General features: G+C 69.6%; 15 protein-coding genes and 1 tRNA gene. 8 read left to right on the top strand and 8 right to left on the bottom strand.

Annotation, left to right across the window (positions count from 1 at the left end; genetic code table 11):
• Window positions 1-3: 3 nt before the first annotated feature.
• Window positions 4-1,161 carry an epoxide hydrolase family protein gene (locus tag F9C12_RS22575; protein WP_409461765.1) on the top strand — a complete coding sequence of 386 codons (1,158 nt, stop codon included), beginning with the start codon at window positions 4-6 and terminating at the stop codon, window positions 1,159-1,161.
• Here F9C12_RS22575 and F9C12_RS22570 read toward each other — a convergent pair whose 3' ends face one another.
• Window positions 1,162-1,740, bottom strand: a complete 579-nt coding sequence (locus F9C12_RS22570) for a bacterial proteasome activator family protein (protein WP_409183843.1) — start codon at window positions 1,738-1,740, stop codon at window positions 1,162-1,164. It abuts the gene before it with no gap.
• 91 nt (window positions 1,741-1,831) lie between these two features.
• On the opposite strand from F9C12_RS22570, the gene F9C12_RS22565 reads away from it, so the two are divergent.
• Entirely contained in the window at window positions 1,832-3,031 is a 1,200-nt protein-coding gene (locus F9C12_RS22565) for a cysteine desulfurase-like protein (RefSeq protein WP_409183842.1), read from the top strand.
• Between the two features lie 9 nt (window positions 3,032-3,040).
• Here F9C12_RS22565 and F9C12_RS22560 read toward each other — a convergent pair whose 3' ends face one another.
• Both F9C12_RS22560 and F9C12_RS22555 read right to left on the bottom strand, forming a co-directional pair.
• Window positions 3,041-4,018 (bottom strand): NAD(P)H-quinone oxidoreductase, encoded by a 978-nt coding sequence (locus F9C12_RS22560; RefSeq protein ID WP_409461764.1) that lies wholly within the window; start codon window positions 4,016-4,018, stop codon window positions 3,041-3,043.
• 20 nt (window positions 4,019-4,038) lie between these two features.
• On the bottom strand, window positions 4,039-4,971 hold the full coding sequence (locus F9C12_RS22555; RefSeq protein WP_409461763.1) for a neutral zinc metallopeptidase: 933 nt from the start codon (window positions 4,969-4,971) through the stop codon (window positions 4,039-4,041).
• A 515-nt stretch (window positions 4,972-5,486) separates the two neighbouring features.
• Here F9C12_RS22555 and F9C12_RS22550 point away from each other — a divergent pair.
• From F9C12_RS22550 to F9C12_RS22540, 3 genes are all read left to right on the top strand, one after another.
• The gene (locus F9C12_RS22550; protein ID WP_409183839.1) at window positions 5,487-5,978 is read left to right on the top strand and encodes a MarR family winged helix-turn-helix transcriptional regulator; all 492 of its coding nucleotides are present in this window, start codon (window positions 5,487-5,489) and stop codon (window positions 5,976-5,978) included.
• 2 nt (window positions 5,979-5,980) lie between these two features.
• Window positions 5,981-6,065 (top strand) — tRNA-Ser (locus F9C12_RS22545).
• Between the two features lie 193 nt (window positions 6,066-6,258).
• Complete coding sequence (locus tag F9C12_RS22540) at window positions 6,259-6,456, top strand: KTSC domain-containing protein (protein ID WP_409183838.1); 198 nt, start codon at window positions 6,259-6,261, stop codon at window positions 6,454-6,456.
• A gap of 8 nt (window positions 6,457-6,464) precedes the next feature.
• Here the strand turns inward: F9C12_RS22540 and F9C12_RS22535 are convergent, their stop codons facing one another.
• Entirely contained in the window at window positions 6,465-6,746 is a 282-nt protein-coding gene (locus F9C12_RS22535) for a DUF2277 domain-containing protein (protein WP_409183837.1), read from the bottom strand.
• A 92-nt stretch (window positions 6,747-6,838) separates the two neighbouring features.
• On the opposite strand from F9C12_RS22535, the gene F9C12_RS22530 reads away from it, so the two are divergent.
• Complete coding sequence (locus F9C12_RS22530) at window positions 6,839-7,780, top strand: Ldh family oxidoreductase (protein WP_409183836.1); 942 nt, start codon at window positions 6,839-6,841, stop codon at window positions 7,778-7,780.
• A 326-nt stretch (window positions 7,781-8,106) separates the two neighbouring features.
• On the opposite strand, the gene F9C12_RS22525 is transcribed toward F9C12_RS22530, so the two are convergent.
• Entirely contained in the window at window positions 8,107-8,328 is a 222-nt protein-coding gene (locus F9C12_RS22525; RefSeq protein ID WP_409183835.1) for an RNA-binding S4 domain-containing protein, read from the bottom strand.
• Between the two features lie 12 nt (window positions 8,329-8,340).
• Window positions 8,341-9,093, bottom strand: coding sequence for a trypsin-like peptidase domain-containing protein (locus tag F9C12_RS22520; RefSeq protein ID WP_409183834.1), 753 nt, complete (start codon window positions 9,091-9,093; stop codon window positions 8,341-8,343).
• A 66-nt stretch (window positions 9,094-9,159) separates the two neighbouring features.
• Between F9C12_RS22520 and F9C12_RS22515 the strand changes: the two genes are divergently transcribed.
• On the top strand, window positions 9,160-9,996 hold the full coding sequence (locus tag F9C12_RS22515; RefSeq protein WP_409183833.1) for an SDR family NAD(P)-dependent oxidoreductase: 837 nt from the start codon (window positions 9,160-9,162) through the stop codon (window positions 9,994-9,996).
• Window positions 9,997-10,117: 121 nt separating this feature from the next.
• Window positions 10,118-10,771 (top strand): hypothetical protein, encoded by a 654-nt coding sequence (locus F9C12_RS22510; RefSeq protein WP_409461762.1) that lies wholly within the window; start codon window positions 10,118-10,120, stop codon window positions 10,769-10,771.
• A gap of 312 nt (window positions 10,772-11,083) precedes the next feature.
• Here F9C12_RS22510 and F9C12_RS22505 read toward each other — a convergent pair whose 3' ends face one another.
• Both F9C12_RS22505 and F9C12_RS22500 read right to left on the bottom strand, forming a co-directional pair.
• The gene (locus F9C12_RS22505) at window positions 11,084-11,740 is read right to left on the bottom strand and encodes a response regulator (RefSeq protein WP_409461761.1); all 657 of its coding nucleotides are present in this window, start codon (window positions 11,738-11,740) and stop codon (window positions 11,084-11,086) included.
• Window positions 11,737-13,353 carry an ATP-binding protein gene (locus tag F9C12_RS22500; protein ID WP_409461760.1) on the bottom strand — a complete coding sequence of 539 codons (1,617 nt, stop codon included), beginning with the start codon at window positions 13,351-13,353 and terminating at the stop codon, window positions 11,737-11,739. Before F9C12_RS22500 ends, F9C12_RS22505 begins: the two co-directional genes overlap by 4 nt.
• Between the last annotated feature and the right edge of the window lie 111 nt (window positions 13,354-13,464).

Here is a 13,464-nt window from a genome sequence, read left to right as displayed (position 1 = left end):
GGCATGGCCCACGATGTCACCCCGTTCCGCGTTCACGTCCCGCAGTCCGACCTGGACGACCTCAACCGCCGGCTCGCCAGCACCCGCTGGCCGGACCCCTTCGACGACCCGGCGTGGGAGCTGGGCATTCCGGTCCCCGAAGTCCAAGACCTCGCCGACTACTGGCGGCTGGGCTTCGACTGGCGGGCGCAGGAAGAACGCCTCAACGGCTTCCCCCAGTTCACCACCACCGTCGACGGCGCCAACATTCACTTCCTGCACCTGAAATCCCCTGAACCCGACGCTGTCCCGCTGCTGCTCACGCACGGCTGGCCCGGCTCGATCGTCGAATTCCTCGACCTCATCGGCCCCCTCGCCGACCCCCGGGCCTATGGCGGCGACCCGGACGTCGCGTTTCACGTGGTCGTTCCGTCCGTTCCCGGGTTCGCCTTTTCCGGGCCGACGCCGGACCGCGGGTGGGGTCCGGCGCGTACGGCGCGGGCGTGGGCGGAGTTGATGACCCGGCTCGGCTACCCGGAATTCGGCACGCACGGCGGCGACTGGGGCGCGTTGATCTCGCGCGAACTCGGCGTCCAGTTCCCCGACCGGATCATCGGGGCGCACGTGACGATGCTGCCGTCCGCGGTCGCGCGCAGCGAGGCCGACCTCGCCGGGCTCAGCGGCGCGGAGCTGGCGAAGGGACAGCGGTCGCTGGCGAAGTCGCGAGCCTTCCAGCAGACCGGCCTCGGCTACGCGATGATCCAGTCCACCAAGCCGCACACGCTTGCCTACGGGCTCACCGACTCCCCGGCCGGCCAGCTGGCCTGGATCGCCGAGAAGTTCCGGGCCTTCTCGAACACCGATCACGACCTGATCGACCGGGACGATCTGCTCGCCAACGTCTCGCTCTACTGGTTCACCCGCACCGCCGCGTCGTCCGCGCGGATCTACGCCGACCAGGACGGCCAGTGGGGCGCGCCGCCGCCGTCGTCGACCGTGCCGACGGCGGTCGCGGTGTTCCCGGACGACATCGGGCTCCCGCTACGGCACCTGGCCGAGCGCACCGACCGGATCGTCCGGTGGACGGAATTCCCGCGCGGCGGGCACTTTCCGGCGCTCGAAGAACCCGATCTGCTGATCGGGGATCTCCGAGCGTTCTTCTCCGCGAAAAGCCAGAGGTAGCTAGAGGTACTGTCCGGTTCCGGTGATGCCGTGCCCGTGCCCCTCGCCGGGATGGCCGCCGGAGCCGGACGACCCCGCGGGCAGGCCGCGGCGCATCTGCTCCAACTGCACCCGCGCGGCCATCTGCTGCGCGAACAGCGCGGTCTGGATGCCGTGGAACAGCCCCTCCAGCCAGCCGACGAGCTGGGCCTGCGCGATCCGCAGCTCGGCGTCGGAGGGGGTCTCGTCCTCGGTGAACGGCCGCACCAGGCGTTCGAGTTCCTCGCGCAGTTCGGGCGCGAGGGCCTCTTCCAGCTCGCGCACCGACGTCTGGTGGATCTCCCGCACGCGGTTGCGGCTCGCGTCGTCCAGCGGCGCGGCGCGGACCTCCTCCAGCAGCTGCTTGATCATGGTCCCGATGCGCATCACCTTGGCCGGTTCCTCGACCAGGTCGCCGACGGACTCGTTCTCCTCGCCCTCGGATGCCGCCTGCGCGGTGCCGACCGGGACGCCGTCCGGCCCGACCACGACCACGCGCGGCGCCTCCGCGTCCCTGGCTGCGCCCGTTCCCCCGAAGTTCGGCTCGCTCATATGCTCCATCCCCGTCGGTCAGCGGTCCTGACCCGAGCCTAGCGGCCGTTCTGCCCAACCCCGCGGCAACCGCGAAACCGCACGTCCGTACGGTGTCCCCATGGCGTTCGACGTCGCTCGTATCCGTGGGCTCTTCCCCGCGCTTGGCGACGGCTGGATTCACTTCGACGGCGCCGCCGGAATGCTCGTGCCCGAACAGGTCGCTTCGGCCGTTTCGACAGCTATGCGGGCGCCGGTGTCCGGGCCGGGCGGAGCGTTTCCGGCCTCCCAGCGGGCGGAAAGCATCGTCACCGCGGCCCGCCGGGCCGTGGCTGATCTGGTCGGGGCGGACCCGGCTGCCGTCGTGCTCGGCCCGAGCGCGCCGGTCCTGTTGCGCCGTCTCGTCGACGCGCTCGCCGAACGCTGGACGATCGGCGACGAGATCGTCGTTTCGCGGCTCGACGAAGAGGCCAACATCGCGCCGTGGCGGCGCGCCGCGAAACGCGTCGGCGCGGTCGTGCGGTGGAGCGAGATCGACATCGAGACCTGCGAGCTGCCCGCGTGGCAGTACGAGAACCTCGTGTCCGCGCGGACGAAAGCGGTGTCGGTGACGCTGGCGTCCGGGTCCGTCGGGACCCGGCCGGACGTGCCGACGGTGATCGAATTCGCCAAGCGCGTCGGGGCGCTCGTCGTGGTCGACGCGACCTACGCGGCCCCGTTCGTACCGCTTGACCTGCAGGAACTCGGGGCCGACGTGATGGTCGTGTCCGCTCCCTCGTGGGGCGGCCCGTCGGTCGGCGCGCTCGTGTTCCGCGAGCCGGAGCTGCTGGAACGCATCGCGTCGGCGTCGCTCGACCCGGCCGCCACCGGTCCCGCGCGGCTCGAACTCGGCCCGCACGCGTACCCGCTGCTGGCCGGCCTCGTCGCGTCGATCGACTACCTCGCCGGGCTTGACGACGCCGCCACCGGATCCCGCCGCGAACGCCTCGTGACGTCGCTCGGCTCGGCCAAGTCGTACCACGCGGGCCTGCTCGCGCAGCTGTCCACGGAACTGCGTTCGCTGCGGCACGTGATGGTGATCGGCGACGCGATGCGCCGGATCCCCGCGCTCGCGTTCGCCGTGGCCGGGGCGAAAGCGTCGCAGGTCGCCGAATACCTGGCGTCGCAGGGCTTGTGCGCGTTCGCCGACGACGGCACCAGCGGCGTGTTCGCGTCGCTGGGCGTCGGCGAGGTCGGCGGGGCGGTGCGGATCGGGCTCGCGCACTACTCCAACGTGTTCGAGATCAACCAGCTGGTGCGGGTGCTCGAAGAACTGCGCTGAGGTCCTGCGTCAGGACTTCGCGGCGAGCAGGACCTTCCCGAAAATGCTGCCCTCCTCGAGCATCCGGTGCGCGGACGCGGCCTCGGCCATCGGCACCACGTCGCCGACGATCGGCCGCACCGAACCCTGTTCCACGAACGGCCACAACCGGTTCCGGACATCCGCGACGATCGCCGCTTTCTGGTCGAGCGGACGGGACCGCAGCCCGGCCGCGAACACGCTCGCGCGTTTGCCCAGCAGCTTGCCGATGTTCAGCTCGCCCTTGACCCCGCCCTGCATGCCGATGATGACCAGGCGGCCGTCCGCGGCGAGCGCGTCGACGTTGCGGTCCAGGTACTTCGCGCCCATGTTGTCGAGGATGACGTCGGCGCCGTTGGTCTCGGCGCGCAGCACCTCGACGAAATCCTGGTCCTTGTAGTTGATCGTGAGGTCCGCGCCGAGCTGGCGGCAGCGTTCGAGCCGCTCGGGCGAACCCGCGGTGACCGCGACGGTCGCGCCGAGCGCCTTGCCCACCTGGATCGCGTGCGTGCCGATGCCGCCCGCGCCGCCGTGCACCAGCAGGACCTCGCCCTCGGCGAGACCGGCGTGCATCACGACGTTCGCCCACACCGTGCAGGCCACCTCGGGCAGCCCGGCCGCGGCGACCGTTTCGACCTCGGCGGGCACCGGCAGCAGCTGTCCGGCCGGGACCGCGACGCGCTCGGCGTAACCGCCGCCGGCGAGCAGCGCGCACACCTCGTCGCCGACCTGCCAGCCCTCGACGCCCTCGCCGAGTTCGGCGATCGTGCCGGAGCATTCCAGACCGAGGATGTCGCTCGCCCCGGGCGGCGGCGGATAGTTGCCTTGGCGCTGCAGCAGGTCCGCGCGGTTGACCGCGCTGGCCGTGACGTCCACCAGCACCTCGCCCGGACCGGGCTCCGGATCGGGGACCTCGGTCCATTCGAGCACGTCAGGGGCGCCGGGTTCGCGGATCGTGATCGCGTGCATGCGCCCGACTGTAACCCGGGTCAGCCGAGGTCGTTGGTGCTGAAGGTGTTGCAGCTCGCGGGCTGTCCGGTGCGGTAGCCGGTGGTGAACCATTTCTCGCGCTGCGCCGAGGTGCCGTGCGAGAAGCTCGACTTGTCGACGTGGCCGTTGCCGAGGTTCTTCTGGATGTAGTCGTCGCCGATCCGGGACGCGGTGTCCAGCGCGCGCGAGATGTCGTCCTGGGTGACGTCCTGGACCAGCGGTTTGCCGGAGCTGGTCGGGGTTGTGCTGGCGTGGTTGGCCCAGACGCCCGCGTAGCAGTCGGCCTGCAGTTCCAGCCGGACCGAACCGGACGTCGGCCCGGTGCCGGTGCCGCGTTTGGACGTGCCGGTGAGGTTCTGCACGTGGTGGCCGTATTCGTGGGCCAGCACGTACGCCTCGGTGAACAGGCCGCCCTTCGCGCCGAAGCGGGTCTTCAGCTCGTTGAAGAACGTCAGGTCGATGTACACGTACGAATCGGCCGGGCAGTAGAACGGGCCGGTGTCCGAGGTCGCGCCGCCGCAGCCGGTGCGCACGCCGCCGGTGAAGAACCGGGTGGTCGCCTTGCGGTAGGTCTGGCCGGAGCGGGAGAACTCCTGCGTCCAGTAGTCCTGGATGGAGTTGACGACCGCGACGATCGCGCAGTCGTGGTCGCGGTTCGCGTCCGCTCCGGTCTTGCACTTCTTCGCGAGCGTGCCGGCGTCCAGCTGCTGCCCGGACTGGACGTCGCTGAGCCCGAGCCCGCCGGCCGCGGGCGAGGTCCCGGTGCTGGGGACGCCGCCGAACTGGGAAAACAGGAAGTAGATGACCAGGCCGACGAGGCCAAGTCCGCCGCCGCCGAGGGCTACGCGGCCGCCGATGCCGCCGCCTCCGCCGCTGCCGCGCATGTCCTGGATTTCGGATGCGTCCAGATCCGCGTTGTCGTCGAATCGCACGCGGAAAGGGTAGCCGCAAACCCGGGAACAAGGCTGGGTGCGGCCCCTGCGCTGGGGCCGCACCCAGGTACTACCGAGGTTTCGTTGTCAGCGGTTGGCCACCGGCGGGCTCGACGTCCGGCGCTGCCTTCGCGGTGCCGAGGCCGCGAAGAGAAGCAGCGGCATAACGACGCCGGGTGCGCGTGGCCGATGCCGGAGCGCACGGGGTGCTCGTGCTGTTCGCAATCGCGACCGAACCGGAACGGGGCCGTGCCGATCGCGGGGACACAGCGGGCGGTCAACCGCGGGAACTACCTGCCATGCCACCACCTGGCCTTTCCCGGGGGGAAACGCGGCCCGGCGTGCCCTTCGGCGCGCTCCGCGGATCCTCGTCGTCCCTCCGCTGCCTCCCGAGGATGCGCTTCTTCGCGCCGAGTCTCAACCTTTTCGTAACCCTCCATTGGGGGAAGTTCGGCCGGAAATTTCACGGCGGGCCGAAACGCCGGCGGCGAAACGGGCCTTCTACGCTTCCGGACATGAGCGATGACCAGGACGTGCGCTGGCTCGACCCGGCCGAACAGCACGCCTGGCGGGCCTACATCGTCGCGTCGCTGCGGCTGCGCCAGCGGCTGCACCGCGAACTGACCGAAACCCACGGCATCTCGCTCGCGGACTACGAGGTCCTGGTGTGCCTGAACCTCGCGCCGGACCGGTGCACGCGGATGACGGAACTGGCGGCGCAGCTGGGCTCGACGAAGAGCAGGCTGTCGCATCAGATCGGCAAACTGGAGGTCGCCGGGCTGGTCACGCGCCGTCCGGACCCGGAGGACAAACGCGGCGTGCTGACCGCGCTGACCGACGCGGGCCAGCGCGTACTGGACGAAGCCGCGCCGACGCACGTGCGCGGCGCCCGAGAGCACCTGATCGACCTGCTGACGCCGGACGAGCAGACCGCGGTGGCCACGGCGTTCACCCGGGTCCTCGAACACCTGGACGACGTCGAAGGACGGCGCGATACCCTGACCTAGAAGGAAGCGTGGCAGAGCGGCCGAATGCAGACGCCTTGAAAGCGTCCGTAGGGAAACCTACCGGGGGTTCAAATCCCTCCGCTTCCGCTTGACGCCTCGAGTGTCCGGCCCCGGATTCCGCGCCTGCCGCGGGAGACCGGGGCCGTTGTGCTTCGGCGCCGCGCGGTGACCGGTCGGTTCGATCGACTGGGTGAACGCTGAGGCGGCATTGGTCGCCCTTCCGCGGTGCCGGACCCGACGGCTGCGCGGGTACCCTGGCTGTGCTGTGCGCCGGGTTCCCGTGGAGTCTTCCGTCATTCGCGACGTCGGCTACGACGCCGCGAAGTCGGTGCTGGAAATCGGCTTCCGCGACGGCGGCGTGTACCGCTACCACCTCGTGCCCGAGCGGGTGCATCGCGAGCTGATGGCCGCCGACAGCATGGGGCGCTACCTCAACCAGGAGATCAAGCCGCGGTTCCCGGGACAGGCCGTGGAGTGATTGCGGGGTCAGGCTTTCTTGGCCTCGCGCTGCGCGATCCGCGCCTGGACCTCCGGGCGGCGCAGCGGCGGCACGGTCGCCGGCGGCTGGCGGCGCTGCGGGAGTTCTTCCAGCAGCCGAGCGGTGATCTGGGCGATTTCGGCGACCGCCGCCTCGAACGGTTCGCGCGTCGCGTCCGAAAGGGACTGCACCCCGGTCACCTTGCGCACGTACTGGCGCGCCGCGGCTTCGATCTCTTCGGTGGTGGCGGCGGGCTGCAGGCCGCGGAGCGTCGTGATGTTTCGGCACATGCGGTTCAGGGTACGTCTCTGCGGCTGACCGCATCACACTCTAGGGCCAACCTCGTTGACGGGGTCCGAGACCGCCCGGCAACCTTGATGAAGTGCCCCTCAGACCACGTTCTCCCCGGCTCAGCCGCCCCGTCCCGGAAGTTCCCGCCGACACCCCGATTCCCGAGCAGGCCTGGCTCCGCGTTCCCGTCGACGAACTGGTCACGCTCGTCTCCGTTGTCCTGATGGCACAAGGCTTTCCCGAAGAACGCGCGCGGCCCGCCGCGGAAGCGTTGTGCCACGGCGATCTCACCGGCGCGCCCGAAACCGGCGTCGGCGAATTGACGCGCGTGCATCTGCCCGCGATCGAGAACGGATTGGTCAGTCCGGCCGCGCAGCCACTGCTGATCGCGGACCGCGGGGCCGCGGCGCTTGTCGATTACCGCCGTGCGTCCGGGCTGTGGGCGGTGGGGGACGCGATGGATCGGGCCGTGCAGCGGGCTGGGCGGTTCGGGGTGGGGCTGCTGTCGGTGCGCGGGGTCGGGCCGTTTGGGCGGGTCGGGCATCATGCGGCGCGGGCCTTGCCGCACGGGATGATCGGGATGGTGATGGCGGCTGGAGGGTATGCCGATCAGCCGGTGCATCCGCTGGGGATGGCCGCTCCGGCTGGGGCTTATCCGGAGTTCGTGTTCGACGTCGATCTTGCTGATGCGGCTCGGGATCCTCGGTTCGCTGGGTTCGCGTTGATGGTGGACGTGCTGGCTGGGGTGTTGTCCGGGGTTGCCGATCATGAGCACGACACCGGGTTGCTGGTGTTGGCGATCGCGCCTACTACGTTGCGTAGTGCGGATGGTTTTTATCGGGCTGCCAGTGCGGTGTTCGGGAGCATGCTCGGGTGGGAGGGCGGGGCGCCCGTTCGGTATCCCGGGTGGCGGGAGGCTCAGTATTTGGAGCAGTGCCGGGCGTTGGGGGTGCCGTTGCCTGGGGCGGTGCGGAGGCAGTTGGATTCTTTGGCGTTGAAGGTTGGGTTGGCGCCTTTGACTACTGTGGGGTGAGGTGGGCTGCTCGTCGCCTGGCGGCGACATTGCGCCCGGAGTGGTTGCGTGGGGCACCCCGATTTTTCATTGTGCTGACGGTTCGGGGGTGCTTGTCAAGGCGGGAAAGATGCCTTGACAAGCACCCCCGAACCGCAGGGCGGCTTTGTATCGGGGGCGGGGGGAGGGGCTGGGTGCCTCGCTCTTTGGGTGCACCGGTGCCTGTTTTGGGGCTGGGTGCCTCGCTGTTTGGGTGCACCGGTGCCTGTTTTAGGGCTGTGAGGGGGGCTCTGGGGGAATCTGGGGCGGTGAAGGTGGCCCTCACGGGCCTGCTGGCGCAGGGGGGGTCAGTGTTCTAGGGCGACGCGGGCCTTCTCGTTGCCTACCGCTACTACGTCGCCGTTTGCTAGTTGGCGGCCTCTGCGGGTTTCTACCTCGCCGTTTACGGTGACCTCTTCTGCGTCGATCAGGTCTTTCGCGTGTGAGCCGTTGTCCGCGAGGTCGGCCAGTTTCAGGAATTGGCCCAGCCGGATCGGTTCGCCGGTGATCGGGACGTCGCGCGTGCTCATCGCCGCATCATGTCACGGCATCGTGGTTGCTCGGTTGTACAGCTCGGCTACCTGGTCGTCGAAGTAGCTCGAGTACGAGACGTCGTCGGTGTAGCCGCCGCCCTCGTAGCCGCCGATCACGCCTACTACTGTGCCCGTTTTCGTGTCCGGCGACGGGTCCGCTACCAGCGGGCTGCCGCTCGTGCCGGTCGCGAAGCCGGGGCAGTCGACTCTTATCTGGTGTTCGTCTTGCTGCTGGGTGTGCGTTTCGCAGGTGGCCACCTCGTCCACGCCGTCCGGGTAGCCGGCCACGGTCACCGGGCGCGCGAAGGGGCCGTTCGTGCCCAGTTGGTTGGCTCCGGTCACCGCTTCCAGCGGTTCGGGCGAGCCGTCTTGGCGGGCGGTCGCGAAGCCGACATCCAGGTTGGGATCGGACGAATCTATCCAACCTTGGGCGACCAGTTCGTTCCCGACCTGCCAGTATCCGTAGGGTGCCACGCCGTCGTGGAAACCCGGGGCGAACGTGACATTGGCCAGGTAGCCGCCGCCTTCGCCGTCGTGGATGCAGTGTGCTGCGGTGAGCAGTTCGTCGCCGCGCGGGCTGTGCACGACGCTCGCGGTGCAGTAATGCGAACCGTCGACGAACAGTGCGCCGATGGACGCGTGGATCGGCTTCGCCGGGGGCGACGTCGTGACCGTCGGTTCGTCCGCCGCGCGCTCAGCGCATGCCACGATGGTGCCGCTCGCACTCATTAGTGCGAACAGCCCGATCACCGTGCGCCGCATGCCACCTCCTGTACTGGTCCTCGTCACTAGTATCAGAGAACACGGTGAGACCAGGGTGGGGAGACGATGAAGGACTTCTCGAACAAAGTCGCAGTGATCACCGGAGCGGGCTCGGGCATCGGCCGGGCGCTGGCGCTCGAACTCGCGTTGCACGGCGCGCTCCTCGAACTGTCCGATGTCGACGCCGAAGGACTCGACGGCACCGTGCGCGAAGCCCGCGAACGTGGAGCCGAAGTGCGGGGCCATTCCCTCGACGTGGCGGACCGCGCCGCGGTTCTCGCTCACGCCGAGGACGTCGTTCAGGAGCACGGCCGGGTCAACCTCGTCGTCAACAACGCCGGGGTGGCGCTCGGCGCGACGGTCGAGGACATGACGTTCGAGGATTTCGACTGGCTGCTCGGCGTCAACCTCGGCGGGGTCGTCAACGGCACGAAGGCATTCCTGCCGCATCTCATCGCCTCCGGCGACGGCTACGTCGTCAATATCTCCAGCGTGTTCGGATTCGTCGGAGTGCCTACGCAGAGTGCCTACAACGCGGCGAAGTTCGCCGTTCGCGGATTCACCGAGTCGCTGCGCGAAGAAATGCTAGCGGCGCGGCATCCGGTCGGCGTCAGCTGCGTGCATCCGGGCGGGATCAAGACCAACATCGCCCGCAACGCCCGCGGCGGAGCAGGCGGCGACCAAGCCAAGGCAGCGGCCGGATTCGAGAAGATCGCCCTTACCACACCGAAGAAAGCGGCCGAGACGATCCTGCGCGGCGTGCGCAGGCGGTCCGCGCGGATCCTCATCGGACCGGACGCGTACGTGATCGACGCGATCCCCCGCGTCCTCGGTTCGGCCTACCAGCGTCCGCTCGCGGTTTTGGCGCGCCAGGGACTCAAACGCGTCGAGCGGAACGGATAACGCTTCGCGACTGTCCGCATTCTTGATCACTCGATAGAGTTGCATTTTCGCCGACGCGTGCGGAAATGCCGCAGAATGCTGCCAGTCCACTCGTGTGTCCGCACCCCGGAGGTAGCCCTCGATGCTGCGCCTTGCCGAGCGCCGATTGGCCGCGCCCGCTCACCGCGCCTCCGGGGAACTGGTCGATCGCACCGGCATCATCGCCGCGAGCCTGCCGCGCGAACCGCGTCCGCAGGACGAGGCCGCGCCGGAGACGAGCTGCGAATCGACCCAGCAGATCCCGGTCATCGCCGGATGCGCGCCGACCGAGGAACGCCCGCGCGCGGTGGCGTCCCGGCGGCGAGCCCGCGTGTGGGTGGGCGCCGGACTCGCGGTGCTCCTGGTCGGCCTCGGCTGGCTCGCCGGCGGTTTCTTCACCGGAACGCTTCCCGGCCAGCCCGCGGACGACGCCGTCGTGCAGGCCGAACAGCGCGTCCCGATCGCGGAACAGCAGCTCCCGGCCCCGTCGACGAGCACGCCCCCGGCGCCGCAGACCGCGCCGCCGGTCACGGTGTACGTCCCGGTGCCCTCGCACCAAACCCCGGCGAAGCGGCACAACCCGGCCCGCTCGACCGCCCCGCGCGCGACGGCCCCGGAACCCGCGGACCAGGCCGCCCCGCGCGCGGACCTCGACACGCCCGCCCCGAGCAAGACCCCGGCGCGAACGGGCATCAGCGAGTTCCTCGACTGGAAACCCTGGCTCGACGCGGCACAGCGGATGGCTGGCGGACGCTGACAAATCCTCCGGCGGGCGGTGGGCTGACCGCTGTTGACTCGCTGGGGGTTCGCGGCAAGCTGGCCGGGTTCGGTCGGCGGCGAGCGAGTTCTGGCTGTGGTGGGTGGAGTTCGCTGACGGCTGGCGGATTCGCGGGCAACTAGCCGAATTCGGTCGGTGGCGAGCGGTTTCGGAGTGGCTGGAGGCTGGGGCGAGGGGAGTTTCGCCGGATTCATCCGGCAGCGAGCGGACTTTGGCTGTGATCGGCGAACCGTGCGTCCTGACGTCGGCTGAGCAGGACTGGGTCGGCCAACGCATCGCCGCCCGTCGGGGTCAGCCGATCCAGGCGTACTCGTGTTCTGGGCGTCCTGTCGCGCCGTAGCGGAGGCGCATTTCCACTGCTCCCGACTCTGCCAGCGCGGTCAGATAGCGTTGCGCCGTGGCGCGGGCCATGCCGAGTTCGCGGGCTACTTCGGCGGCCGACAGCGGGGTCGGCGAACCTCGCAGTCGCTCCGAAACCAGGCGTGCCGTCGCGCTGGACTGGCCCTTTGGCGACGCCGCGCGGTCCTGGTCGTGCAGGGCGCGGAAGGCTCGGTCCACGTCGTCCTGGGACAGCGGGCGTTCGGTGCTGACCAGGCCGCGATAGCGGGCGTACGACGTGAGCCGTTCCGACAACTGGCGCGTCGTGAACGGTTTGATCAAGTAGTTCAGCGCGCCCGCGCGGATCGCGGCGGAGATCGACGCGGCGTCGGTGGCGGCGGACAGCACGATGGTGTCCGTTTTCAGGTCGGGCAACACCGAAAGGCCGGGCTCGTCCGGCAGGTAGACGTCCAGCAGCACCAGGTCCGGGGCCAGTTCACGCACCCGGGCGCGGGCTTCGGCGGCGGTGTGCGCGACCCCGGCGACGGTGAATCCCGGTACCTCCGACACGAATCCCGCGTGCACGCCGGCGACGCGGAAGTCGTCGTCCACGATCAGGGTGCGGATCATGCGTCGGTCTCCTCGGGTCGGTCCAGCAGGCCGGGAAGTTTGGCGACGAACAACGCGCCGGTCGTCGTGCCGCCGGGGTCGGCGAGCCAGACGTCGCCGTCTCGGGCTCGGGCGGCTTGGCGGGCCAAGGCCAGTCCGAGGCCGTGGCCGGGACTGAGCTTTGTGGACACTCCCTCGTCGAAAAGCTTGTCCCGTAAGGCAGAGTCGACGCCTGGCCCACTGTCTACAACGGACACGTGCAAAGTGGACCCATCGGCCAGCAGCCCGACCTCGACCCACGCGGGTCGGCGCGGGCCCATGCGCGCGGCGTGCAATGCGTTGTCGACCAGGTTGCCGATCACGGTGCCCGCGGCGATCGGGTCGGTCACCGAGGCGGGGACCCAGGCGTCGTCGGCCAGCCGCAGTTCCATGCCTTTTTCTTGTGCCTGCTCGGTTTTCGCGACGAGAAGGGCTTGCAGGTACGGATCGGTGATCCGGTCGTCGAGCGGTTCTGCCCTCGAGGCGGTGGTTTCGGTGAGGGTTTGCAGGTATTCCTCGGCTTCGGCGTGGTGGCCGAGCTGCAGCAGGCCGGACAGCGTGTGCAGGCGGTTCGCGAACTCGTGCCGTTGCGCGCGCAGGCCGTCCGACAGCGAGCGGATGCCGTCGAGTTCCCGGGTGAGGGTGTCGAGGTCGGTGCGGTCGCGGAAGGTCAGCACGGTGCCCAGCGCGCGTTCCTCCCGTTGCACGGCACGGGAATTGATCACCAGGACCCGGTTCCCGGCTACGGCCAGGAGGTTGTCCACGGGACGTCCTTCGGCGACGGCTTTGTGCACTCGCGGGGACAGGTCCAGGTCCTCCAGCGGGGTGCCGACCGGGAGCGGGGTGCCGAGGAGACGTTCCGCTTCGTCGTTGCGGACGGTCACCCGGTGCTCCGCGTCGACGGCCAGGACGCCCTCGCCGATGCCGTGCAGGACGGCTTCGTGTTCGTACAGCAGCTCGGTCAGTTCGTGGGGTTCGAGGCCGTGCGTGACCCGGCGGAGACGGCGGTTGAGCAGGGCGGACGCACCCGCGCCGAGTGCCAGTGCCCCGCCGCCGAAGATCATCGTCAGGATCAGCAGCCGGTTGAACTCGCTGGTCAGCTCGCTGATCTCGTAGCCGACGCTCACCTCGCCGACGACGCGCGAGCCCTGCCGGATCGGGGTTTTGCTGCGGACCGACGGACCCAACGTGCCGGACCGGAACTCGCTCACCACATCGTTGCCCGCGATCACCTGTTCCCAGGGCGTGCTCACTTCCTGACCGACCAGATCCGGCTTCGGGTGCGCGAGCCGGATGCCGTGATCGTCGGTGATGACGACGAACAGCGCGTTGTTCTCCTTGGTCACCGCCTGCACCCGCTGCTGAAGCGTGGCACTGGGGTTGCGCGCGGCGGCGTCGGCGACGACCACCGGCTCGGTCGCCACCGACTTCGCGACCGCCAGCGCGCGTTCCCCGTACTGCATCGACAGCGTCGAGCGCAGGAGCGAGCTGACCAGCACGACGCCGAGGCCCACGACGAGGACCACCACGCCGATCTGCAACAGCAGCACCTGACGGGTGAACCGCATCCGCGGAAAGAGCGCCCACTTCGGCATGCCAGGGAACATACCCCCAGCTCAGCGCTGTGCGCTAAACGAGCAAAACGTGGAGAACGCGCAGAGCGTACGCAGAACGTCGACAAGCTTCTCCGTCACGACACCCGCTCT

Source organism: Amycolatopsis sp. GA6-003, from assembly GCF_046267895.1.
Taxonomy (GTDB): domain Bacteria; phylum Actinomycetota; class Actinomycetes; order Mycobacteriales; family Pseudonocardiaceae; genus Amycolatopsis.
The sequence above is the reverse complement of the archived record's forward strand: the minus strand, read 5'-3'. Positions and strand labels throughout refer to the sequence as shown.